At 65.1% G+C, this 24,321-nt stretch carries 19 protein-coding genes; 7 read left to right on the top strand and 12 right to left on the bottom strand.

All coding sequences use genetic code 11. From position 1 onward, the window contains the following. Window positions 1-120: 120 nt before the first annotated feature. Complete coding sequence (gene purU / locus NHH88_23815; GenBank protein USX12690.1) at window positions 121-999, top strand: formyltetrahydrofolate deformylase; 879 nt, start codon at window positions 121-123, stop codon at window positions 997-999. A 31-nt stretch (window positions 1,000-1,030) separates the two neighbouring features. Next, on the top strand, window positions 1,031-1,573 hold the full coding sequence (locus tag NHH88_23810; GenBank protein ID USX12689.1) for a YaeQ family protein: 543 nt from the start codon (window positions 1,031-1,033) through the stop codon (window positions 1,571-1,573). A gap of 4 nt (window positions 1,574-1,577) precedes the next feature. Here NHH88_23810 and NHH88_23805 read toward each other — a convergent pair whose 3' ends face one another. Beyond that, window positions 1,578-2,879, bottom strand: a complete 1,302-nt coding sequence (locus tag NHH88_23805) for an amidohydrolase family protein (protein USX12688.1) — start codon at window positions 2,877-2,879, stop codon at window positions 1,578-1,580. Between NHH88_23805 and NHH88_23800 the strand changes: the two genes are divergently transcribed. After that, on the top strand, window positions 2,869-3,939 hold the full coding sequence (locus tag NHH88_23800) for an Rpn family recombination-promoting nuclease/putative transposase (protein USX12687.1): 1,071 nt from the start codon (window positions 2,869-2,871) through the stop codon (window positions 3,937-3,939). The two genes, NHH88_23805 and NHH88_23800, sit on opposite strands and share 11 nt — an antisense overlap. Window positions 3,940-3,953: 14 nt before the next feature. On the opposite strand, the gene NHH88_23795 is transcribed toward NHH88_23800, so the two are convergent. Next, window positions 3,954-4,733: a DUF2807 domain-containing protein gene (locus NHH88_23795; GenBank protein ID USX12686.1), complete on the bottom strand. Its 780-nt coding sequence runs from the start codon at window positions 4,731-4,733 to the stop codon at window positions 3,954-3,956. 236 nt (window positions 4,734-4,969) lie between these two features. Here NHH88_23795 and NHH88_23790 point away from each other — a divergent pair, with 236 nt between their 5' ends. Next, on the top strand, window positions 4,970-5,614 hold the full coding sequence (locus NHH88_23790) for an SAM-dependent methyltransferase (GenBank protein ID USX12685.1): 645 nt from the start codon (window positions 4,970-4,972) through the stop codon (window positions 5,612-5,614). A 28-nt stretch (window positions 5,615-5,642) separates the two neighbouring features. Then, the gene (gene tadA / locus NHH88_23785) at window positions 5,643-6,764 is read left to right on the top strand and encodes a Flp pilus assembly complex ATPase component TadA (GenBank protein USX12684.1); all 1,122 of its coding nucleotides are present in this window, start codon (window positions 5,643-5,645) and stop codon (window positions 6,762-6,764) included. 154 nt (window positions 6,765-6,918) lie between these two features. Here tadA and NHH88_23780 read toward each other — a convergent pair whose 3' ends face one another. The 4 genes from NHH88_23780 to NHH88_23765 all read right to left on the bottom strand — a co-directional run bounded on the left by NHH88_23780 (window position 6,919) and on the right by NHH88_23765 (window position 10,263). Next, window positions 6,919-8,211 carry a cytochrome c gene (locus NHH88_23780; GenBank protein USX17411.1) on the bottom strand — a complete coding sequence of 431 codons (1,293 nt, stop codon included), beginning with the start codon at window positions 8,209-8,211 and terminating at the stop codon, window positions 6,919-6,921. A gap of 17 nt (window positions 8,212-8,228) precedes the next feature. Continuing rightward, window positions 8,229-8,939, bottom strand: coding sequence for a cytochrome c4 (locus tag NHH88_23775; protein ID USX12683.1), 711 nt, complete (start codon window positions 8,937-8,939; stop codon window positions 8,229-8,231). Between the two features lie 167 nt (window positions 8,940-9,106). Next, entirely contained in the window at window positions 9,107-9,718 is a 612-nt protein-coding gene (locus NHH88_23770; protein ID USX17410.1) for a 3'-5' exonuclease domain-containing protein 2, read from the bottom strand. Between the two features lie 80 nt (window positions 9,719-9,798). Then, window positions 9,799-10,263, bottom strand: a complete 465-nt coding sequence (locus NHH88_23765; GenBank protein USX12682.1) for a ProQ/FINO family protein — start codon at window positions 10,261-10,263, stop codon at window positions 9,799-9,801. A 478-nt stretch (window positions 10,264-10,741) separates the two neighbouring features. On the opposite strand from NHH88_23765, the gene rpoD reads away from it, so the two are divergent. After that, window positions 10,742-13,225: an RNA polymerase sigma factor RpoD gene (rpoD, locus tag NHH88_23760; protein USX12681.1), complete on the top strand. Its 2,484-nt coding sequence runs from the start codon at window positions 10,742-10,744 to the stop codon at window positions 13,223-13,225. Window positions 13,226-13,284: 59 nt separating this feature from the next. Here the strand turns inward: rpoD and NHH88_23755 are convergent, their stop codons facing one another. From NHH88_23755 to ppc, 6 genes are all read right to left on the bottom strand, one after another. After that, window positions 13,285-14,511 (bottom strand): SGNH/GDSL hydrolase family protein, encoded by a 1,227-nt coding sequence (locus tag NHH88_23755; GenBank protein USX12680.1) that lies wholly within the window; start codon window positions 14,509-14,511, stop codon window positions 13,285-13,287. 119 nt (window positions 14,512-14,630) lie between these two features. Then, a complete protein-coding gene (locus NHH88_23750; GenBank protein ID USX12679.1) occupies window positions 14,631-15,557 on the bottom strand; it encodes a LysR family transcriptional regulator in 927 nt (308 codons plus the stop codon). Then, a complete protein-coding gene (locus NHH88_23745; protein USX12678.1) occupies window positions 15,545-15,961 on the bottom strand; it encodes a chorismate mutase in 417 nt (138 codons plus the stop codon). Before NHH88_23745 ends, NHH88_23750 begins: the two co-directional genes overlap by 13 nt. Window positions 15,962-16,164: 203 nt before the next feature. Next, window positions 16,165-16,944, bottom strand: a complete 780-nt coding sequence (locus NHH88_23740; GenBank protein ID USX12677.1) for a 3-hydroxybutyrate dehydrogenase — start codon at window positions 16,942-16,944, stop codon at window positions 16,165-16,167. A 220-nt stretch (window positions 16,945-17,164) separates the two neighbouring features. Beyond that, on the bottom strand, window positions 17,165-20,140 hold the full coding sequence (locus tag NHH88_23735; protein ID USX12676.1) for an ATP-binding protein: 2,976 nt from the start codon (window positions 20,138-20,140) through the stop codon (window positions 17,165-17,167). 104 nt (window positions 20,141-20,244) lie between these two features. Continuing rightward, on the bottom strand, window positions 20,245-23,127 hold the full coding sequence (ppc, locus tag NHH88_23730; GenBank protein ID USX12675.1) for a phosphoenolpyruvate carboxylase: 2,883 nt from the start codon (window positions 23,125-23,127) through the stop codon (window positions 20,245-20,247). Between the two features lie 163 nt (window positions 23,128-23,290). On the opposite strand from ppc, the gene hemC reads away from it, so the two are divergent. After that, entirely contained in the window at window positions 23,291-24,307 is a 1,017-nt protein-coding gene (gene hemC, locus NHH88_23725) for a hydroxymethylbilane synthase (GenBank protein ID USX17409.1), read from the top strand. The last annotated feature ends 14 nt before the right edge of the window (window positions 24,308-24,321 follow it).

The following is a 24,321-nucleotide window of genomic DNA, read 5'->3' as shown; positions in this document are numbered from 1 at the left end:
CCGTTATGCGAGAAGGTTCCAAAAATGCACGATCGTTCTAGTTTTACCGGATGAGCCCAGCCGTGCGACAATACCGGCCTTGTTATTGTTCCGTTGATATCGAAATCTACTGTGATGGCCATGACTAAACCCGCAAATCCCGAGTACATCCTGAGTTTTTCCTGCCACGACCAGCGCGGCATCGTTCATCGCGTTTCGGGTTTTTTGGCCGATCACGGCTGTAACATCATCGATTCGGCGCAGTTCGGCGACAGCGAGTCGCGCCTGTTCTTCATGCGGGTGCACTTCGCGCTGGAAGACAGCGCCATCAACGACGAGCTGCTGCGCGCCGATTTCGGCCTGCTGGCGGCCGAGATGCAACTGACGTTCGACATGCGCGACGCGCACTACAAACCGCGCGTGATGCTGATGGTGTCGAAGATCGGCCATTGCCTGAACGATTTGCTGTTCCGCTACAAGAGCGGGTTGCTGCCGGTGGAGATTCCGGCGATCGTGTCGAACCACATGGATTTCTACCAGTTGGCGGCGAGCTACAATATTCCGTTCCACCACCTGCCGCTGGCCACCGGCGCGCCGCAGGAAGCCAAACTGGCGCAGGAAGCCAAGGTCATCGAGCTGATGGACACCCACAAGATCGACCTGGTGGTGCTGGCGCGCTACATGCAGATCCTGTCGCCGGGCCTGTGCACGGCATTGAAAGGGAAGGCGATCAACATCCACCATTCCTTCCTGCCGAGCTTTAAGGGCGCCAAGCCGTACGCGCAGGCGCATCACCGCGGCGTCAAGCTGATCGGCGCGACCGCCCACTTCGTCACCGGCGATCTGGACGAAGGCCCGATCATCGAGCAGGACGTCGAGCGGGTCGACCATTCGATGGACGCCGAGACCTTGTCGGCCATCGGCCGCGACGTCGAGTGCGTGGTGCTGGCGCGCGCCGTGAAGTGGTTTGTGGAGCACCGCATTTTGCAAAACGGCGACAAGACTGTCGTGTTCAAATAACAGAATAAAATAGAAACGAAGAGATTTACCGATGGCCCTCAAAGCAACAATTTATAAAGCCGACTTGCAGATCGCGGACATGGACCGCAATTTCTACGAGACCCAGTCGCTGACCCTGGCGCGCCACCCGTCCGAGACGGACGAGCGCATGATGGTGCGGCTGGTGGCGTTCGCGATCCACGCCAACGAGGCGCTGACCTTCACCAAGGGCTTGTTCGACGTCGAAGAACCCGACATCTGGCAAAAAGATTTGACCGGCGCAATCCAGCTGTGGATCGAGGTCGGCCAACCCGACGAGAAAGTGATCCTGAAGGCCAGCGGCCGTTCGGAGCACGTCTATGTGTACAGCTACGCTGCCACCAGCCACATCTGGTGGAAGTCGCTGGCGAACAAGGTCGAGCGCTGCAAGAACCTGACTGTGATCAACCTGAACGCCGACGCCACCGAGCAGCTGGCCCGCATGGCGCAGCGCTCGATGCAGCTGCAATGCACGATCCAGGACGGCCAGATCTGGCTGACCGACGGCACCACCACGGTGGAAGTCGGCCGCGAGACCTTCAAGGGCGAACGCTAAGGCTTTACCGCACCACCGCGCCACCCTTCATCACCCACTGGACCCGCTCCAGCACCGTGACATCCTTGAGCGGTTCGCCGTCGACGGCAATCATGTCGGCGAACTTGCCCGCCTCTATCGTTCCGATCCGGTCGCTCCAGCCCAGCAGCTCGCTGGCGTTGACGGTGGCCGTGCGGATCGCCTGAGCCGGCGTCATCCCCAGCTTGACCAGCACCGCGAACTCGCGCGCGTTCAGGCCGTGCGGATAGACGGCGGCGTCGGTCCCGAACGCCACCGGCACGCCGGCCTTGATCGCGCGGCCGATATTGATGCGCGCCTGCGGCAGCACCACCTTGGCTTTTTCCAGCAACGGCTTGGGCAGCTTGATGGCCTCGGCGTTCTCGATCAGCCAGTCGCCCAGGTAGAGCGTGGGCACCAGCCAGGTCTTGTGTTCCTTCATCAGTTTGATGCCCTCGTCGTCGATGTACGAGCCGTGCTCGATCGAATCGACGCCAGCCAGCACGGCCAGCCGGATGCCTTCGCCGCCGTGCGCGTGGGCGGCCGCCTTGCGTCCCAGCCGGTGGGCGTCGCCGATGATGGCCTTCAATTCTTCCAGCGTGTATTGCGAGGTGCGCGGGTCGTCGCCGAACGACAGCACGCCGCCGGTGGCGCAGATTTTGATGACGTCCGAGCCGTATTTGATGTTGCGACGCGTGACCTTGAGCGCCTCCTCGACGCCGTCGGCTACGCCCAGGCCGGTGATCCCGTATTGCGGCGCGTGCAAGGTGTCGTCGCAGTGACCGCCGGTGATGCCCATGGCGGGCCCGGAGGCGGCAATGCGCGGGCCGGGCACGTCGCCGTCGTTGATGGCGTCGCGCAGGCCGATGTCGGTGTAGCCGTCGGCGCCGACGTCGCGCACGGTGGTGAAGCCGGCGTGGAGCGTGAGGCGGGCGTTCTTGGCGCCGGTCAAGGTCGAGCGCGGGATCGATTTTGCGACGATGGCGTAGCCGGCGTCCTGCGGGTCGCCGGTCAGGTGGGTGTGGCTGTCGATCAGGCCGGGCAGCAGGGTTCTGTTGCCCAGGTCGATGACCTTGGCGCCAGCCGGGATCGCCAGCTTGCTGCCGGCGGCGGTGATGCGCTCGCCGCTGACGAGGACCACTGCGTCGTCGATTAGCGTGCCTTTGCGCACGTCGAGCATGTGCGCGGCCTTGATGGCGGTGACGGCGGCAGGAGCGGCAGGGGCGTCCGCCGCAGCGGCGGCGGAACTCAATAACATGGCGGGCAGCGACGCCAGCGCGAGGCGGACGGATAAGGCGATGACGTTCAAGTATTTTCTCCCGGTGGTTGATGTTTTTTTGAGGAGCGACAAAGCGGGCTCGCCGACTAGCGTACTCGTCAATGATGTCGGACGCTACACTTTGTCGATGAAAAGTCACAGCGATATGTTGTATAAGCAGTTGTTCGCACATCCGGAAGTCATCCGGGATCTGCTGACGGGATTCGTCTCGACCGAATGGACTGAATCGCTGGATGTCGGCGCGTTCGAGCGCATCAACGCCAGCTATACCAGCGAGAATGGAAAAGCCCGCCACGAGGATATTGTGTGGCGCGCGAAAATCGGTGGCGATTGGGTCTACGTCTATTTGTTGCTGGAGTTTCAGTCACGCTCCGACCCGTGGATGGCGTTGCGCATGCAGGTGTATGTCGGCCTGTTGTGCCAGGACCTGGTGGCCCAGCATCGGCTGACCCGGCACGGAAAGCTGCCGGCTGTTTTGCCCATCGTGCTCTATCACGGCCGCAAGCCTTGGCGCGCCAGTACCGACCTGACCAAGTTAATGCTGCCGCCGCCGGAGGGGCTGGAACGCTTCCAGCCGAGTCAGCATTACCTGTTGATCGATCAGCACAGGAACGTTGGCGCCGATGGCCGGTCTAACGTATTGGCGATTCTGTTCCGGTTGATGCGTTCGCACAACGACGAGCAACTGCGCGAGGCGTTGAGTGCTTTCGCGGAGAGGATGAAATTGCCGGATATGTCGCGCGCCCGCGATAGCTTGATGCGTTGGGTGCAGGCCGTGTTGAGGGATGAATTTAGTGAGACCCATATTGATGTGGAGGAGGGCCCGACCATGTTGTTCGATCAGCGATTTAAAAAGTACGAGGACCTGCTTGAGTTCGAGGCGATCCGCCGCGGACGCGCAAAAGGACTCGCGGAGGGCCTCCGTTTGGCGTTGCAAGACCTGTTGGAGACCATGCCGGCGGATCGCAAGGCTGAACTACCTGCCGACATAGACGAAAAGATCTCAGCGGCTCACATACAGCAATTGCGGCGGTGGGTTAAGCTGCTGGGTAGCGGCGCCAAGCCACAGCAAATATTTGCCGGGCTTTGACGCCGAATGTCGCGCTACTGCGGCGTCGCGCCCAGCCGCTTGATCGTGCCGGAACCACGTATGTTCTGGCTCACCTTCGGATCGCCGTAGTAGCCGATGTCGCCGGAGCCGGCCACGCTCAGGTTCAGCGTTTTGCTAGCCGACACCGTCGCCTCGCCCGAGCCGCCGATGCTCACCACCGCGTCGCGCGACGCCAGCCGGCCCGCCTGCACCTCGCCCGAGCCGCCGATCGAAATCTGCAAGCGCTCCACATTGCCGCCGACATTCAGGCCGCCGCTGCCGCCCAGCGACACCGCCAGCGACTCGGCGCGCAGGTCGCGCACATTGAGCTCGCCAGACCCGCCAATGTCGAACTGCATGCGCTCGACGTGCAGCTTGTCCGCCGCCACCTCACCGGAACCGGCCACCGACACCCGCTCCAGGGTGCGCGCCATGACGATGATCTTCATGGTGCGCGTTTCCAGCGACATGTTTTTCTTGGCCGGACGAATGCGTAAGGTGCCGTTTTCCACCACCGTCTCGACCAGCGCCTGCAGATTGTCGTCGGTTTCCACGATGACGCCTTCGGTATTGCCCTGGCGGATCTCGACATTGCCGCTGACGCTGGTGGCGAAGGCGGTGAAGTGGCCCACTTCGCGGTTCTGCTTGACGATCTTGCCGTTGCCCTGGACACGGTCGCCACCGACCCAGCTCAAGGGGCCGGCCAGCGCCAGGTTGGCCGGGGCGGCCACCGCCAGCATGCCGGCGGCAAGGATCAGGACGCGCAGTGTGTTGCGAACGGTGGTTGTAGTCATATTGTTCTCCTGGTTGGTCATCTTGAGGTTGGATACTACGCAACCGGCGCCGCCGGCGATACCGGGCTGCGACAGAATGCACGCTGGGCGGGCTGGAATGCGTTCCGCCGGGAATTGCGGGTTGCGGACTGCACGGCGGAGGCGGCCGACGGCGGCCGGGGTGGCGGCATGAGGTATTATTCGGCCTATCCCGCAAAAAACCTCGCATCACCACCGCGACACCTATCTGGAATCACATGCTTATCATCACCATCAAACAGGGCAAGGAAAAGAGCTTGCTGGCCGGCGACCCCTGGATCTACCCCACCGCGATCGACAAGGTCGACGGCAAACCGCAGGAAAAAATGAAACCGGGCTCGACCGCGATCGTGCAAAGCTCCTCGCGCCAGTTCATCGGCCGCGCCGCCTATAACTCCAAGTCGCAGATCCGCGCCCGCATGTGGAGCTACAAGGAGGACGAGCCGGTCGACCACGCGATGATGAAACGCCGCGTCAAGGCCGCCGTCGCCAAGCGCGCCGCCGCCATCCGCGCCGCCGGCCCCAACGCGCTGGTGCCGGTGATCCTGGGCGAGGACGACGGCCTGTCCGGCCTGCTGGTGCACGGCTGGGGCGGCGTCAACGGTTATCTGATCTGCCAGTTCCAGTCCGGCGGCGTCGACGCCTGGAAAGTGCCGATCGTGCAGGCGCTGCTGGCGGAGACCGGCTGCCCGAACGTCTACGAGCGTTGTGACGACCTGATCCGTAAAGGCGAGGGCCTGCCGTTGTTCTCCGGCGCGCTGGCCGGCGAGGAGCCGCCCGAACACGTACTGGTGCTTGAGGGCAATCAGCGTTACAGTATGGACTTATGCACCGGCTTCAAATATCCGAAGCTGAAGAGCTAGTTCCTATGCCCCGGAGAGCACTGACCAGATGGAAAATTACTTGTCGTCGCAAATACGCACGCTGACCTATATCGAGAACGAAGACCACCCGGTCTTCGGCACCCTGGTACAACAGATCCTGCACCTGCTGAACTCCAAGCTCATTTTCAGCGACATCCTGATCCATCAAAACAGTCCGCTGTTGCTGCGCCAGCCAAAGGGGCTGGTGGCGGTGACCGATTCGCCGATCACGCGCGAGGAGCTGGAAGAGTTCTTCGAGGTGGTCGAGCCGAACTGGTCCGAGCGCATCCAGGACCGCGCCTTCGACCGCGCGGTCGACCTGCACACGGCGCGCATCCGCGCCAACTGCTTCACCTTCCAGGGCAAGAAGCGGCTCGGTTGCGTGATCCGCCGCTTCCCCAAGGAGCCGATGCCGCTCAATCAACTGGGCCTGCGTCAGCACGAGCAGAACTTCGCCAAGCTGACCAGCGGTCTGGTGTTGATCATCGGCGACACCTGCCAGGGCAAGTCGACCACCATCGCTTCCATGCTCGACGAGATCAACAAGCACCGTTCCGGCCACATCATCACCATTGAAGACCCGGTCGAAACCTTGATTCCGCAGCGCCAGTGCGTCATCACGCAGCGCGAGGTGGGCTTCGATGGCGATGTCGAGAGTTTCTATCTTGGCGCTCTGGACGCGCTGCGCGAGCGTCCCGACGTCATCGTCATCGGCGAGATCCGCGACGCGCAAACGGCGCAGGAAGCGCTGGCGCTGGCCGAATCCGGTCCGCTGGTGCTGGCCTCGCTGCACGCGCGCTCGACCGAGCTGGGCTTGCAGAAGATGGTGCGGCTGCTGGGCAATACCGAGGCGCAGTCGCAAGCGCTGGCGCACGCCTTGCGCGGGGTGCTGTGCCAGGCGTTGCTGCCGTCGGTGGAAGGGGAGCGCTATTACCTGGCCACCGAATGCCTGACGTCCAATCCGGAGGTGGTCGACATGATTGCCGGCGGGCAGTTGTCGGCGCTGCGCGGCTGGATGGCCGGCAAAGCCAGCGAAGGCTGCCACACGATGAACGCCTCGCTGCGCGTGCTGCTGGCCGAAGGCAAGATCGGCGTCGACGACGCCCGCAACGCGACGACGGACCGGATTGGCTTCGCCGAGCACCACTAAAGTTTGATTTACCGAGGATACACGTAGGGCGGATTAGGCGGAACGCCGTAATCGGCCAATGCGTGAGCCGTCGAAACGCATGCATGGCCGATTACGCTGCGCTAATCCGCCCTACGTGTCCCCGTGGTCGATTTGGATGTGCGATCCAAGGCGATCAATCCAATGGAATCGCCCGGTATCGGTTGACTTCGTTGCCGTCGACCGGCGGGGCGTTGTTGCCCCAGGCGCTGCGCAGATAGGAGACGACCTGCGCCACCTCGGTGTCGTTGAGCACATGGCCGAACGGCGGCATGCTGTACGGACGCGGATTGCCGGCCGTGCCCGGCGCGAAGCCGCCATTGAGCACGATGCGGATCGGATTGACCGCCTGCTCCATCGTCAGCGCGCGGTTGCCCGCCAGCGGCGGGTAGCCGGGCGGCATGCCGGCGCCGCCGGCGCCATGACACTCGGCGCAGTGTTGTTCGTACAGCTTGGCGCCCGCCGTCAGGAAGGCCGTCGCCTGCGGTCCCGTGTCGCGCTCGAACTCCACCTTGACGCCTTGCGCCGGCAACGCGCGCAGATACACCGCCATCGCGTTGATGTCGCTGTCGCTCAGATACTGCAGGCTTTCCCTGACCACTTCCGCCATCGGCCCGAACACGGTGGCGCGCGGCGACACGCCGGTCTTCAGCAGCGCGGCAATATGGTCCTGTTGCCAGTCGCCCAGGCCCGCTTCCGCGTCCGAGTTGAGCGACGGCGCGTACCAGCCCAGCACCGGTATCATGCCGCCGGACAGGCTCTCGCTGCTTGAGCCGCTCACCGCGCCCAAGGCGTTGCGCGGGCTGTGGCAGGCGCTGCAATGTCCCAGTCCCTGCACCAGATAGGCGCCCCGGTTCCAGTCCACCGATTGCCCGGTCTCTGGGCGGAATACCGCCGGCTTGAAATACAGCGCGCGCCACGCCGCCAGCATGAACTGCTGGTTGTACGGGAAGCGCAACTCGTGCGGCTGGTTGGCCTGGTTCACTGCCGGCACCGACTGGAAGTAGGCGTGCAGCGCGTCCGAGTCGTCGCGCGTGATGCGGGTGTAATTGGTGTACGGGAAGGCAGGATAGAGCAGGCGGCCGTCCTTCGATTTTCCGTTGTGCAGCGCAAGCCAGAAGTCGTCGGCGCTCCAGCCGCCGATGCCGGTGGCCTTGTCCGACGTGATATTGGGCGAGACCACGTTGCCGAACGGCGTCTTGAGCGCGCGGCCGCCGGCGTATTGCTTGCCGCCGCGCGTGGTGTGGCACGCCATGCAGTCGCCGGCCTTGGCGAGGTAGGCGCCACGGGCAATCTTCTCGGCGGGCGACAATGTGGCGGTCACGCTCGGCGGCCCGGCATCGTCGCCAGCGGTACGGAACAGCACGAAGAGTACGCCGGCCACGACCAGCCCGGCCAGGCCCGCCAGCGTGTAGAGGATTTTTTTCATCATCGTCGTCCCCGCGCTCATTTGGCGCCGTTCGGCACGCTGCCGCATGGCTGCGGCAACGGCATGGCGATGCTGATGGCGCTGGCTGGCCGGGCCGCGGCATCCGGTGGCTGCTTGCTGAGCCAGGCGGAAACAGCCGCCACGTCGGACACGGTCAGTTTACCGGCGATATCGGCCATGCAGTCGGGCGCGGCGGCGCGCCGCACCCCGCTTTTCCATGCGCCGAACTGGGCGTTGACGTAATCGCTGGGCAGGCCGATCAGTCCGGGTGTGGCCGGTTCGACGCCATACAGCGCGGCGCCGTGGCAGCTGACGCATGCGGGGATCTTTTTGGCCGGATCGCCGTGCCGCACCAGCGCCTCGCCGCGCGCCAGGCTGGCGGCGCCGGCGTTGGCGCCGCTGCCGGCCTGGGCAGGCGGGTAGGGCGGATGCTGGGCCGCGAAGTAGTCGGCGATCTCGCGCAGGTAGGCGTCGGGCAGATGATCGACCATATAGGTCATCATCGGATAATTGCGGCGACCCTCGCGGAAATTGATCAGCTGGTTATACAGGTAGCCGGCCGGCTTGCCGGAGATGCGCGGGAAGAAGGCGTCGCCGCGCTCCTTGACGGCGTGGCAGGCGATGCAGGCGGCCACGCGCTGCTCGAGTGTGTCGGGTGGCGTGGCGGCGGCCACAGGCAGGCTCAACGCCAGCAGCGCGCCCAATCGCATGGTGGAAAAAGTAAGCATCCAATCCCTCGTTCATCGTCCGCTTTCCACGAAAACGCACCGATGCCTGCGTTCCCACGTAGGGCGGATTAGCGCAGCGTAATCCGCCATGAGCCGTCACGGACTTCACCAGCGTCACTAAAGACAGCATACCCCGATGTTGCCAGAAATAACAGTGGACAGAACGCCTAAGCGTCGGTTGGAGGCGGCTTGGGCGCGCGCGGCAGCTTGACCGGCCGCATCGGCGGCAGCTTGCCGCCGATGGCGATCCAGTGCCGGTACACGCGCAGCGCCACCTGGGCGTCGTCGGCCGCGTACAGGATCTGCTTGTCGTTCAGGCGCGGCAGCGCCCAGTTGGTCGTGGAAACTTTCTTGGATTTTTGCAGCTTCTGGCCAAAGAACTTGGCCACCGCCGTCTTGGCGCCGAGGTCGTTGCGCTGGCCGGGCGAGCGCAGCGCCACCGACAGGTCGACCACGCCGGCCGCGCGGATCGCCAGCTTGGCGTGCAGCCGCTTGACGTCGTCGGACAGGCCGAAGCCGACCTTCAGCGGCGCCGGCTGTTCGAGGATCGCTTGCAGCAGCTCGAGCGTTTGCGCCGACGTGCTGGCGCCGATCTGGAACAGATAGGCTTTGTCGTCGGTGGAGAATTGAATCAGGTGGGGGCCGGTCGAGGTCTCGCCTTTGACAAAAGTCGGCTTCGACTCGGTGTCGAAGCCGATCGCGTCGGCCGCCAGCAGGGCGGCGCGCGCGGCGAGCGCGTGTTCCGCCGTGGTCACCAGTTGCACATCGGCGATGCGCAGACCGACGTAGGGCGGAAGCTCGGCCTCCGCCGCCGGTGCATGCCGATTATTTGGCACCTGGGCGGGCGACTCGGCCAAACTTAGCCCTTGCGCGAGAATTTCGCGGTCAGCTGGTTCAGCTTGTCGGCGCGCACGCGGGCCGCCTCTTCGGCAGCCGCCGCGTCGCGTTCTGCCTTCTTGCGTTCGGCTTCTTTCTTGAAGCGTTCCTGCAATACCTGGGTGGCGTGGGCGCGGTGGGTGTCGGTGACTTCGGCGCCGGGCGTGCCGTCGAGGTCGTGGCGCACCTTGGCTTTTTCCATCACTTTCAGATAGCGCAGCGAGCCGGTGTGGATGCCGAGCGCCGAGCGCATGGTCTTGCGGTCCAGTTCGGGCATGATCGCCAGGATCTGCTTGTCGATACCGATCGACAACGGCAGAAAATCGCGGAACGCCGGGAATTGGGTTTGCAGCTGTTTTAACAGGGTGCGCGGGGTCAGGGCCGCGGTGGCCGGAGCGGATGCGGCTGGCTCGGTCGCCAAAGGCTGAGGGGTAAGGCTAGTGTTCATCGACTTCGTAGGTTAAGCAAGAGGCGCCAGCATATCATGCGTCCCCCGGGATTGCAGTGCCTTTTAGGCTACCGTGCCGGTTTGCTCACACTCCGGCCAACGGGAGATGGACGACCGGTGCGGCGGCGGCCTAAAACGTGTATAATGCTTGACGCACCAATTGCAGGGCGGTGCGTTTCAGTTTGGTACAGGATGCGATTCGGACGGTCTGACACGGGCGTGTGCCCTTGTTATATGGTTTTAGGATGTCGGATATGTGATTTATTCATTATCCTGATGTCTCGCTATACGGCATACTTTGCCCTCTCCTCATTCTTCACTGAAAAGAGAAACAAGCCCGTTGTTGGAAGCGGGCTTTTTTTATTCCGCAGATAATCGTCAGCTAAATTACAACATTTCCATCCATGCGCACTGGTAACGGTCGGCGCGGGCTATGGCATTTTGTATTTTCTGGCGAATACGCATTGAGAGACTTTTAATGACAAAAACGCCGAAAACTTTAACGTTGTCCGTCAAGACCGCCCGCACCAGCTCCGCTCCGCTGGTGGTGCCAAAGACGACTCTATCCTATGTGATCGATAATGCGCAAGAGGCAGCGAGCAAAGTAACGGTAGTCAAGAAAAAAACGCGTCTGAGCGCCGCAGCCGAAGCCGCCCAGGCCGAAGCGCAGGTGGCCGTCGAGTCGCCGGTCAAGACCGTCAAGGTGGCGCGCAAGGGCGCGCTCGCCGGCGCCGTCGCGGCCGACGAGCCGGTCGCCGACACGGTGGTGGTCAAGGCCGCGCCGAAGTCCAAGCTGGTCAAGGCCGTCAAGGCCGAACCGGCACCGGTGACCATCGTCACCGCCGGCCCTGCCGTCAGCCAGGTCACCGACGCCGCCACCCTGGCGTCGATCGACACCTCCGGCTATCTGCTGCCGAGCGTCAAGGTGCCGGGCCGCCGTGGCCGCAAGCCGTCCGAATTCACGCCGGAAAACGACGAAGTCGCGGCGTTGAACGCCGTCGAGCGCGCCGAACTGAAGGCCGTGTCGAAAGCACGCGAGCGCAAAGCCAAGGGCGGCGCCGCCGACATGCTGGGCATGGATCCGAAAAGCTCGGCAGAAGACCTGGAACGCCGCCGCAACCAGATCAAGAACCTGATCAACATGGGCAAGGAGCGCGGCTTCCTGACCTACGCCGAGATCAACGACCAACTGCCGGAAAACATCGTCGATCCGGAAGCGATCGAAGGCATCATCGCGACCTTCAACGACATGGGCATCGCCATTTATGAGCGTGCCCCGGACGCCGAATCGTTGCTGCTGACCGACAGCGTGGCCACCGTCACCTCCGACGACGAAGTGGAAGCGGCCGCCGCGACCGCGTTGTCGACGGTCGACTCCGACTTCGGCCGCACGACCGACCCGGTCCGCATGTACATGCGTGAAATGGGCGCCGTGGCGCTGCTGACGCGCGAAGGCGAGATCGAAATCGCCAAGCGTATCGAAGGCGGCTTGAAGGACATGATCCAGGCCATCTCCGCCTGCCCGACGACGATCGCCGAGATTGTCGCGCTGGCCCGCAAGATCGAAGCGGACGAGCTCAAGGTCGATGAAGTGGTGGACGGTTTCGTCGACCTGAACGAAGCGAACAACGCGCCGGCCGTGGCCGCCGCGCCTGCCGCGCCGTCGGAGGACGACGAGGAAGAGGAAGAAGAAGTCGAGGAAGAAGACGGCGACGCCAATGGCGGCGCGGCCGGCTTCTCGACCGAGCAACTGGCGCAGCTGAAAAAAGCCGCGCTGGAAAAGTTCGACGTCATCTCAAGCCAGTACGACAAGATGCGCAAGGCCGCCGGCGGCTATGGCTCGAAAGCCTACGTCGCCGCGCAGGAAGCCATCTCGGCCGAACTGCTGGGGATCCGCTTCACCGCCAAGGTCGTCGAGAAGCTGTGCGACACCCTGCGCGGCCAGATGGAAGAAGTGCGCCACATCGAGCGCGCCGTGCTGGAACTGTGCGTGAACAAATGCGGCATGCCGCGCGCCCACTTCATCAAGGTGTTCCCGGGTAACGAGACGGACCTGGACTGGGTCGACGGCGAAGTCGATTCGGCTTATCCGTACAGCGCCATCCTGGGCCGTAACGTGCCGGCCGTGAAAGAGCTGCAAAAGAAGATGATCGACCTGCAAGCCCGCGTGGCGCTGCCGCTGGCCGACCTGCGCAAGATCAACAAGCAGATGGCCGCCGGTGAAAAACGCGCGCGCCAGGCCAAGCGTGAAATGACGGTCGCCAACTTGCGTCTGGTGATTTCGATCGCCAAGAAGTACATCAACCGCGGCCTGCAGTTCCTCGATCTGATCCAGGAAGGCAACATCGGCCTGTTGAAGGCGGTCGACAAGTTCGAATACCGTCGCGGCTACAAGTTCTCGACGTATGCGACCTGGTGGATTCGCCAGGCCATCACCCGTTCGATCGCCGACATGGCCCGCACCATCCGCGTGCCGGTGCACATGATCGAAACGATCAACAAGATGAACCGCATCTCGCGTCAGATCATGCAGGAAACCGGCAGCGAGCCGGACCTGGCGACGTTGGCCGTCAAGATGGAAATGCCGGAAAACAAAGTGCGCGAAATCATGAAGATCGCCAAAGAGCCGATCTCGATGGAAACGCCGATGGGCGAGGACGGCGATTCGCAGCTGGGTGACTTCATCGAGGACAACACCACGTTGGCCCCGCTGGATGCCGCGCTGCACGCGTCGATGCGCAACGTCATCAAGGAAGTGCTGGACTCGCTGACCCCGCGCGAAGCGAAAGTGCTGCGCATGCGTTATGGCGTGGAAATGTCGAACGACCACACGCTGGAAGAAGTGGGCAAGCAGTTCGACGTGACGCGCGAGCGGATTCGCCAGATCGAAGCGAAGGCCATGAGCAAGCTGCGCCAGCCGTCGCGTTCGGACAAGCTGAAGACGTTCCTGACGCAGAACTAAGGTTCAGGCAAGCAAACAGAAGGGAGGCCATGTGCCTCCCTTTTTTTGGCAGATACAGGTCACTCCACGAGATTTAATGCGGTCGCGGCCGCCTCCGCCATCGCCCGATACCCGCTATCGTTCGGGTGCAAATGATCCCCGCTGTCGAAGGCGGCCAGCAATCGCGACGGCCGCTCCGGATCGCGCAGCAGCTTGTCGAAATCGACCATCGCGTCAAACTCTCCCGATTCGCGTATCCACCCATTGACCTGCTGCCGCTTCGCCTCCGCCGCCTCGGAGTGCACGAACGGCTTGCCGACGCCGCCATACGGCAGCAGCGTACCCCCGCAAATCTTCACGCCTTGCCCGTGCGCGAGCCGTATCAATGCCTGCATGCCCTCGATAATCTGCCGCGCCGACACTTGCTCGGCCGGCGACGCCAGCATATCCCCGGCGCTGATGTCGTTGATTCCTTGGTGCAGCACGATCCAGCGCACGCCCGGCTTGTCGAGCGCGTCGCGCTGAAACCGCGCCAGCGCGCTTGGCCCGACGAACGGCTTGCTCGGCCCATTCAGCAGCCGGTTGCCCGCGATACCCGCGTTGACGACGGCGATCGACGACTTCGTCAGGCGCTCGGCGAGCAGGTCCGGCCAGCGCGCGTTGGCGTCGTCCTTCGAGCCGATGCCGTCGGCGATCGAGTCGCCCACCACCACGACGGCGCGCGCGTCGCGACCCGAGGCGACCTCCACATCGGTGAGGAAATAACGGCTATCGTCGGTCTCCGTCACGGCGAAGCTGGTCGCGGACGTCGCGTCGGCACCGCGCACGATGTACGCGGTTTGCATGCCCGCGCCGTGGATGGTGGAGGTGGCCGCGCCGGCGGGCAGGTACAGGCTGACCGCCAGCTCCCGCAGCGGCGCCACGTCCATCTCGAGGGCGTCGCTCAGAACGCTGGCGCCGCCGGCGATGGTTACGGCCGGCTTGCCATTGAAGGTCAGCGCGCGATCGCTGCCTGGCTCGATCGCCGGGCCGGCTGTGCGCAACGCCACATGCGCGGCCCCGATACTGACGGCGCCGGTCCCGTGCAGATTGGACAGGCGCACGCGCACGCTGCCGCCGCCGATGCTGGCGCGCACGATCTGGCGGATCGTTTGCGGTTGCAGCGCCGGCCCCGTGCGGTCGGGAGCGGCGGTCCAGGTAGTGACCCAGTTCGAGGTCGGCGCCGACATGGCCGGCGCCCAGCTTCCGGCCAGGGTGAGCGCAAGCGCGAGCAGCGCGGCGGTGAAGCGTGGACAGGCGAGTTTCATCGATCGATCCGTGACTGTTAGAAAGGTAATTTCTTCAGTCTACGGAAGTCATGCCATTCGATCAACGCTCGGGGCCGCATAGTGGGTATGCGCGCGCCGCATGGCGACTTCGCCGCCGCTCAATCGGCGTTGAAGTGGGTGACGCCGTGGTCGAAGCGGTTCAGCACGTCGAACACCTGGTGCCGGAACCACTGATGTGCCGGGTCCTGGTGATTGCGCGCATGCCATAGCAGCCAGTAACGGTAGACGGGCGCGTCGAACGGCAACGGCTGCCAAACGATGGGCGCCTGGGCCGCCAGTTTGATGGCGATGTGCTCCGGGATGGTCAGCAGCAGGTCGTTGTCGCGGACGATGCGCAGCGCCGACGAGAAAAACGGCACGGTCAGCCGCACGTCGCGGCGCAGGCCTTGCCGGGCCAGCGCCTGGTCGAGGAAGCCGTCCTTGTCGCTGCCGCCGGTGATGCGGGCGTGCGGCCAGCGCGTGTAGTCGTCCAAGGTGAGCGATTGCCGCGCCAGCGGATGCGTGGCGCGCATGGCGCACACCGGCCGGTCCTCGCCCATCGCGCGGCCGTGCAGGTTCTCCGGCACGATGTCGGCGATGGTCGCCGCCAGATCGACGCCCTCGTCGCTGAGCAGGCGGTAGTAGCCGGCTTCCCATAGATGGAAGGCCACGCCGGCGCGCGGCGCGTTCACGGCGATGGCTTGCACCAGCGGCGGCAGCATGTGGTCGGCCAGATAATCGGAGCCGGCGATCGAGAACGTGCGCGCGCAGGTGGCGGCGTCGAATGCGGGGCCGTCCATCATCGCTTCGAGCGTGAGCAGGGTGGCTTTCAGCGGCCCGCGCAGGGCTTGCGCCCGCTGCGTCAGCAAAAAGCGCTGTCCCTCGCGGATCAGTAGCGGATCGTCGAACTGGGTGCGCAGTTGCGCCAACTGGCGGCTCAGCGCCGACTGCGTCAGTCCCAGCATGGTTGCCGCCAGTGTCAGGTTGCGGGTCTCCAGCAGGACGTCGAGCGAGCGCAGCAGATTTAAGTTCGCTATTTTTTCCACGGGGTCTGGCCGGCGGCGCTGGCTTTGGCGAACACTTCCTGTTCGTAGTCGAGATAGGCGCGCAGCATCGGGCGGTAGGTGGACTCGGCGATCTGTGGCGACAGTCCGTTCTCCTGGGCCAGCGCCTTCGCCTTCTGCACCACCGCTTCGGCGCGGGCCGGCACTTCCACATGGCTCGGATCGGCCTTGAAGCGCGCGGCCTCGTGGACGTAACGGCCGCGTTCGGCCATCAGGCGCACGATGTCGTGGTCGATGCGGTCGATGTTCTTGCGGACTTCCTCGATCGACTGGCAGCAGGCGCCGTTGTCGACGGTCGGGCTGCCCCAGGGCGCCGGTGTCGCCGGCTCCTGCGCATGGGCCGAAGCGGCGGTCAAAAGGGCAATGGCGAGAACGGATAGGCGCATGAACACTCCGGTTGATATGGCGGAAAGACGGGGGCAGGTCCTGATGACGCTAACTTAAGCGCTCATCTAAATCACGTAGGGCGGATTAGCGTAGCGTAATCCGCCAAGCGCCGTCGGCGGCTCATGGCGGATTACGGCGTTCCGCCTAATCCGCCCTACGAAAATCTCTTTAACTTAGCGGCATTAGCACCCGACCCCGGAGTTTACTGCATGAACCAGCCGTGGCTGACCACCAGCGATTGGCCCGTGAGCGCGTTCGACGGGAAGCTGGCGAACAGCAGCGCGACTTCGGCGACGTCTTCCACCGTGGTGAATTTGCCGTCGACGGTGTCGGCCAGCATCACTTTTTTGATGACGTCGTCCTCGGAGATGCCCAGGCTCTTGGCTTGCTCGGGGATTTGCTTGTCCACCAGCGGCGTGCGCACGAAGCCGGGGCAGATGACGTTGGCGCGCACGCCGTGCTCGGCGCCTTCCTTCGACACGGCCTTGGCCAGGCCGATCAGGCCGTGCTTGGCCGTGACGTAGGCGGACTTGAGCTTGGACGCTTCCTTCGAGTGCACCGAACCCATATAGATGACGCTGCCGCTGCCGGCCTTGTACATATGCGGCAGGCAGGCCTTGGTGGTGAGGGAGGCGCCGTCGAGGTGGATCGACAGCAGCTTTTTCCAGTCCTCGTAAGGGAAGTCCTCGACCGGGTGGATGATCTGGATGCCGGCGTTGCTGACCAGGACGTCGATCTGGCCCCAGGCGTCGACCACGGCGGCGATGCCGGCGTTCACTTGCGCTTCGTCGGTGACGTTCATGGCGACGGCCATCGCCTGCTTGCCGGCGGCCTTGAGCTCGTCGGCGGTGGCCTGGGCCGCTTCCAGGTTGAGGTCGGCGATGACGATCTTGCCGCCTTCGCGCGCGTAGATCAGGGCGATTTCCTTGCCGATGCCACTGGCGGCGCCGGTGACGACGCAGACTTTGTCTTTCAGCTTCATGTGCGGACTCCTTGGGTTGGGTGTTGGGACATTACACGCCATGCGCTATCGCATGTCGATGCTCCTACGTACAGTGCACGACCTGGCTGAAGGGAGGGTTAAGGCTGGCAATATCTTGGAGCCAGATCCGCTGCGGAGACACGTAGGGCGGATTAGCGTAGCGTAATCGGCCATCGATGAGCCGCCGGTGGCGCATGCATGGCCGATTACGGCGTGCCGCCTAATCCGCCCTACGTGTCACAGTTGTTAGTTTTACGACCGCGCCCCGTTCGTTGCCGTTTGTTATTTCCAACGTCGCGCCGATGCGCTCGGCGCGCTCGCGCATGCCCACGAGACCGTAATGACCGCGCCGCTTGCCTTCTTCGAGGATGTCGGCCGGGATGCCCTTGCCGTTGTCGCTCACCTGCAAGACCAACGCGTCGGCGCCGAAGTCCAGTTCCACCACGATCTCCCCGGCCTCGGCGTGGCGGAAGGCGTTGCCGATCGCTTCGCGGCCGATGGCGAACAGGTCGTCGCGCAGCGCCGCCTCCAGTTGCCAAGGCGTGCCGCGTACCTCAACGCGGTATCGCGCCGGCAGCACCTCGGCCAAGCCGTTGCCGAAACATTCCAGCGCCTCGGCCAGCGTTTCGTTGCCGGTCGCCGCCGAGCGCAAGCCCATCACCTCGTCGCGGCCCTCCACCAGCGCCCGTTCGATATAGCCGATGCCGCGCTCCATCGCGGCGCGCGCGGGCAGGGCGGGCGGGATCTGCTCCATCGCCGCCTGCATCATCAGGATCGTGCCCTGCGCCTGTTGCAGGAAGGTGTCGTGCAGCGCGCGGGCGATGCGTTCGCGCTCGCTCAGGCGCTCCAGCTGACGCGCCTCGATCAGCCTGGCCACCTGCGCCAGCCGCCAGCGCCACGCCAGCGCCACCAGCAAGATCAACAGCACCCCGCACAGCAGCTTGAACCAGACGCTTTGCACAAACGTCGGCGCCAGCTCGATGTCGAGCGCGGCGCCCTCGGTGTTCCACACGCCGTCGCGGTTGGCGGCGATCACCTGGAAGCGGTAGCCGCCCGGCTGCAGGTTGGTGTAGAACGCTTCGCGCCGGCCCTCGGCGCTCTGCCAGTCCTGGTCCACGCCGTCGAGCTTGTAGCGGAAGGCGCCGCGCTCCGGCACCGACAAACCCAGCGCGGTGAAGGTGATGTGCAGGTTGTTCGCCCCCTGCGGCAGGCGCAGCGGCTTTGCCGCGACGTAGCGCTTGCCGTTGCTGGACACCGAGATGATTTCGACCGGCGGCGGCAGCGGGTCGCGGCGGATGGCGCCGGGCGTGATCAGCATCGCGCCGCTGGTGGTCGATAACCACAGCTTGCCGTCGCCGGCCTGCACCATTGACGGGAACGGGCCGCTGGGCTGGACGGTGCCGGTCAGGCCCTCTTCACTGCCCAGCAGTTCGTACGCCACCCTGGCGCCGTCGCGCACGAAGGCCTTGAGCTGGTCGGCGGGGATGCGGAAGGCGCCGTCGTGGCCGTGCAGCCAGAGTTCGCCGCCGTCGGTGGCGACGATGCCGCTGATGCCGCGCAACTCGTGGCCGTCCGCCGTCAGCAGCGGCACGAAGCGCTTGCCATCGTAGCGGGCCACGCCGGATTCGCCCGCGACCCATAAATTGCCGTTGCGCTCGTAGATGCACAGCACATTGCCGATGCGCAGGCCGTGCTCGGCGCCCAGCGTGCCCACCTTGCCATCGTCGACAACGGCCATGCGGTTGCCCTGGTAGCCTATCCACAGCCGGTCGCGGCTGTCCGACAGCAGCGACATCACGCGCAGCTTCGGCAGCGACGGGTAGGGCTGCTCCCACTTGCCGTCGCGGTAGCGGAACAGATCGTAATTCAGATAGCTGGCCCACCAGTCGCCGTTGCGGCTGCGCGCCATCGCGTAGATGGTCGAGCTTTCGCGCAGCGGCCCCGGCGGGGAGGGGATCAGCTTGCCCGCCTGCCAGATGCCTTTGAAGCTGCCGAGGGCGCGCTCCGCGCCGCCACCCGTCGAACTCCAGAAGCCGCTGTCGAGGGTGGCGTGCCGGCGGCCTTCGGCGTCCATCAGCCAGGCGTTGGTGTTGAAGTTGCTGAGCCAGACCTTGCCGTCGGCGTCGGCCGCCAGTCCCGGCGTGACGATGGTCTGGCCGCTCGGCAGCGGCACGGCGCGGTGACGCCGGAAGCGATCGAGGCCGGTCGCCGTGCCGAACCAGATATTGCCGTCGCGGTCTTCAAAGAAGGTCTGCGGACTCAGGCCGCTCAAACCCTGGTCGCGCGTGAGGCGCTGGCGCGGATCGGGAAACCCGTCCGGCAGCACGCGTTCGACATGCGTTTCGCTCGCCAGCCACATCGTACCGGCGCGGTCGAACCACATGCCGCTGCCCGGCAGTTCCGGCTTGGGCGGCCTGGCGCCGGCCACCGGCGGCGTTTGCGACAAGCGGTAGTTGGCGTCGCCGCCGTTCGATACCCACACGGTGCCGTCTGGCGCGGCGGCCAGCGAGGCCAGCTCTATGTTGCCGGGACTGGCGACCCGGTAGCGCGCCTCGCCGGCGCGGCGGTAGTAGACGCTGCTGGAGGTCGACACCCATTGCGTGCCGGCGCGGTCGAACAGCACCTGCCAGATGGCCTGGGGCGGATCGAAGCCGCTGTCCGGGCCGATCCGCACCCAGCGGTCGCGGGCGCGGTCGAGCCAGGCCAGGCCGCGCGCGGTGGTGGCCCACAGCACGCCGTCCGGCGCGGTGGTGAAGCTGTGGGCGGCGCCCGGCGGGAAGCCATTGTCGGCGCCGTAGTGCGCGGCCTTGCCGTCCTTGAACACGCTGGCGCCGCCGAAGCGGTAGCCGACCCACAGGCCGCCGTCGGGCGCGGTGTGCAGCGGCAGCACGATGGTCGACAGCAGCGGCTGGCCGCCGACCTGGTCGCGGCGCTCGAAATTGACGCCGTCGAAACGGTACAGGCCGGTGGGCGTCGACAGCCACAGCCAGCCGTCCGGCGTTTGCGTGATGGCCTGGATTTGCGCCGGCGCGCCCTGGGCGGCGGTCCAGGCGCGGTGCGCGTAGTCGCCCAGCAGGCGCGCGTGCTGGGCCGCCCGCGCGGGCGGGGCCGGCGCAAGCAACGCGATCAGCGCGCACAGCGCTCCCACCATCAGCAAGCGGGCGCGCGGAAGTGTCCAACTTGTGATGATGTCCATGACAAGAAGCATAACGGATTTCAATCAAACCAGAAATGAAGATGGCGAAAAAACGCCCCGATGATCAGTCGGGGCGCGGGTCTTTCAATCGACGGTGAAGCGGCTTAGCCGGTGTTGCGCAGGCCGGCCGCCACGCCGTTGATCGACAGGTGGATGCCGCGGTGGACCCGCTCGTCCGTCGCCTTGGCCGGGTCGACCGTCAGCGCGCGGTGGCGCTTGATCAGCTCGACCTGCAAGTGGTTCAGCGGATCGAGGTAGGCGATGCGGTTCTGGATCGAGCGCGCCAGCAGCGGGTTGCCCGTCAGACGCTCGGACGCGCCGGTGATGTCCTGCAGGATCGCCAGGGTGTTGGCGTGCTCTTCGGTGATGCGCTTGAAGATGCGGTCGCGCAGTTCCTTGTCCTGCACCAGGTCGGCGTAGCGCGAGGCGATCGCCAGGTCGGTCTTGGCCAGCACCATGTCCATGTTCGACAGCAGGGTGGCGAAGAACGGCCATTCCTTGAACATCGATTGCAGCTGGGCCAGGCGTTGCGGCTTGTCGCCGTCGGCCACCCAGGCGCCGATGGCGCTGCCGAAGCCGTACCAGCCTGGCAGCAGCAGGCGGCACTGGCCCCACGAGAAGCCCCACGGGATCGCCCGCAAGTCTTCGATGCGCTTGGTCGACTTGCGCGAGGCCGGACGCGAACCGAGGTTCAGTTCGGCGATCTCGGCGATCGGCGTGGCGCTGAAGAAGTAGTCGGTGAAGCCCGGGGTTTCATAGACCAGGTTGCGGTAGGCCTTGTAGGCGCGGTCGGAGATCTCCGCCATCACGGTTTCGAACTCGCGCAACTGGGCCAGGTGCGCGCTGTCTTCCGACTGCGGCATCAGGCTCGCTTCCAGGGTCGCGGCGACCAGCAGCTCCAGGTTGCGGCGGCCGATGTCCTTGTTGGAGAACTTGGAGGCGATGATCTCGCCCTGTTCGGTCAGGCGGATCTGGCCGTTGACGGTGCCGTGCGGCTGGGCCAGGATGGCCTCGTAGCTCGGACCGCCGCCACGGCCGACCGTGCCGCCCCGGCCGTGGAACAGGCGCAGCTTGACGCCGGCTTTTTCGAACACCGTCACCAGGTGGGTTTCGGCCTTGTACAGTTCCCAGGTCGAGGTCAGGAAACCGCCGTCCTTGTTGGAGTCCGAGTAACCGAGCATGACTTCCTGGATCTGGCCCTGCTTGGCGATCAGGCCCTTGACCAGCGGCAGCGACATCACCGCTTCCATGATGCCGGCGGCGCGTTGCAGGTCGGGGATGGTTTCGAACAGCGGGATGACCATCAGGTCCAGTTCGGCCTCGGTGCGACCGTCACCTTCCCCTGCGGCGATGCGCAGCAGGCCCATCTCCTTTTGCAGCAGCATCACTTCCAGCAGGTCGGAGACGGTCTCCGTGTGCGAGATGATGTAGTTGCGGATCGCGCGGGCGCCGTAGCGGTCGCGGATCTGGCGCGCCGCGCGCAGCACGCCCAGCTCCGAATCGGTCTCGTCGGAGTAGTCGATGTACGGCGAGTACAGCAGGCGCGGTTGCGACAGCTCGCTGAGCAGCAGGGCGACCTTGGCGTCTTCGTCGAGCGCCGCGTAGGCGGGCTCGCCGCCGGCCTTGGCGAACAACTCGGCCAGCACGCGCTCGTGGATGTCGGACGACTGGCGCATGTCCAGCGACGCCAGGTGGAAGCCGAAGATGTCGGCCGCGCGCTTCAACGTCGACAGGCGCGGACGCACCAGCACTTCGCCGTGGTTGGCGGTGAGCGACTCGACCAGGGTTTGCAGGTCGGCCGAGAATTCGGCGGCGCTGGCGTACGGCTCGGCGTGGCCCACTTCCTTGCGCAGGATGTTGGTCGCGCCCAGGGCGCGGGCGGTGCTGGCCAGGCGCGCGTAGATGCCGATCAGGGCGCGGCGGTACGGCTCGTCGGCGCGATGGTCGGAGGTGTCCGGCGACTGGTCGGCCAGCGCCTGCAGGGCGGGGGTGCAGCCGATCATCAGGGTCGAGATCGACAGCTCGGCGCCCAGCGTGTGCGCCTCTTCCAGGTAGAAGTCGAGGATGGTGGTGGCCTGGCGCACCAGCGCGTGCTGCATGGTGCCGCCGTTGACGTTGGGATTGCCGTCGCGGTCGCCGCCGATCCAGCTGCCCATCTGCACATAAGGCGCGTTGATCGGCTTGACCTGCGGTTCCTGGTCATCGGCGGGCACGCTGCCGTAGTGGTGGGCGATGTCGCTCTCGATGTCGTCGTACAACCCCGGCAATTCGCGCAGGAAGGTGGTGCGGTAGTAGGATAGCGCGTTTTCGATCTCGTCGGCCACAGTCAGCTTGGTGTAGCGCAGCATGCGGGTCTGCCACAGGGTGGCGATGCGCGCGCGCAGCAGGTGCATATTGGCGGCTTTTTCCTTCGGCGTCAGCGGCAGGTCGCGCTCGGCCAGCAGGCGGGCGATGTCGTGCTCGGCGTCGAGGATGGATTTGCGCTGCACTTCGGTCGGGTGGGCCGTCAGCACCGGGGCGATCAGGGCCTGGTCGAAGAACTCGCCGACGGTCTGCTCGCTGACGCCGGCTTCCTTGAGCTTGCACAGCGCGAAGCTGACGCTGCCTTTCTGGGCGTTCGAGCCGGCCAGCAGGTGGGCGCGGCGGCGGCGGATGTGGTGCTGGTCCTCGGCGATGTTGGCCAGGTGCGAGAAGTACGAGAATGCCCGTACCACCGAAATGGTCTGTTCGCGGGTGAGGATCTTGAGCATGCCGTCCAGTTCCTTGGCGGCGCCGGCGTCGGCCTCGCGGCGGAAGCGCACGGCCGTTTGACGGATGGTTTCGACCACGGCGAACACTTCCTCGCCTTCCTGGTCGCGCAGCACGTCGCCGAGCAGGCGGCCGAGCAGGCGGATATCTTCTTTAAGGGGCGCGTCCTTGTCTACTTCGGTGGCCGCGCCTGGTTGTTCAGCGATGTTGTCGTCGATTGCACTAGATTGTTTTGCCATGTGATAAGCCGCAAAGATGTGAAATGTCGGTGCAAAGGCTGGTAGCCCGGTTCTGCATGAAGGTGAGCATGATAAAATTTGTGATCTTAAACATGCGCGATTTACTGGCCAGCGCCGGTGAGCGTCAGCTACAGCGAAAGAACTGGTTTTGAAAACATCCGAAGTGGTCCAAACTCCCCCGTCCAGATTGGTGATCGCGTCGCGGGAGAGTCGCCTGGCCATGTGGCAGGCCGAGCATGTTCGTGAACGCTTGACATTATTATATCCGCAGTGCGATGTCAAAATTGTCGGAATGACGACAAGAGGTGATCAAATTCTGGATCGCACCCTGTCGAAGGTCGGCGGCAAGGGCCTGTTCGTGAAGGAACTGGAAGTAGCGATGGCCGAGGGGCGCGCCGATCTGGCCGTCCATTCGCTCAAGGACGTGCCGATGGAGCTGCCCGAGGGTTTCGCGCTGGCCGCCGTCATGCAGCGCGAGGACCCGCGCGACGCCTTCGTCTGCAACGACTACGCCACCCTGGCCGAGCTGCCGCCGGGCGCCATCGTCGGCACCAGCAGCCTGCGCCGCCAGGCGCTGATCGCCGCGCGCTATCCGCACCTGGTCATCAAGCCGCTGCGCGGCAACCTCGACACCCGCCTGGCCAAGCTCGATCGGGGCGACTACAGCGCCATCATCCTGGCCGCCGCCGGCCTCAAACGCCTGGGCCTGCCGCAGCGCATCCGCGCCGTGCTGGCGCCGGAGGACAGCCTGCCGGCCGCAGGGCAGGGCGCGATGGCGATCGAGATCGCCGAGCGGGACGACGGGCTCGACCTGAAAGCCTTGCTGGCGCCGCTCAACGACCTGGCCACCGAGCAGGCCGTCACGGCCGAACGCAAGGTGTCGAAGGTGTTCGGCGGCAGCTGCCAGATTCCGCTGGCGGCCTACGCCACCGTCGATGGCGGCCAAATGCACCTGCGCGCCATGGTCGGCACGCCCGACGGCAGCCGCGTGGCCAGCGCCGAGGTGCGCGGCCCGGCCGCCGATCCCGAGGCGCTGGGCTTGCAGGTGTCCGAGCTGCTGCGCGCGCAGGACGCGGTCGGCATCCTGGCCGCGTGCCTGAGCGACGCCGCCCAGGCCGAGGAGGAGGCGCGCTCGCGGGAGCTCAACGCCGACGGCTCGACCGGCGCCCAGCCGGTTTGATGACCATCGGATGA

The organism is Oxalobacteraceae bacterium OTU3CAMAD1 (genome assembly GCA_024123915.1).
Taxonomy (GTDB): Bacteria; Pseudomonadota; Gammaproteobacteria; order Burkholderiales; family Burkholderiaceae_D; genus Rugamonas.
The sequence above is the reverse complement of the archived record's forward strand: the minus strand, read 5'-3'. Positions and strand labels throughout refer to the sequence as shown.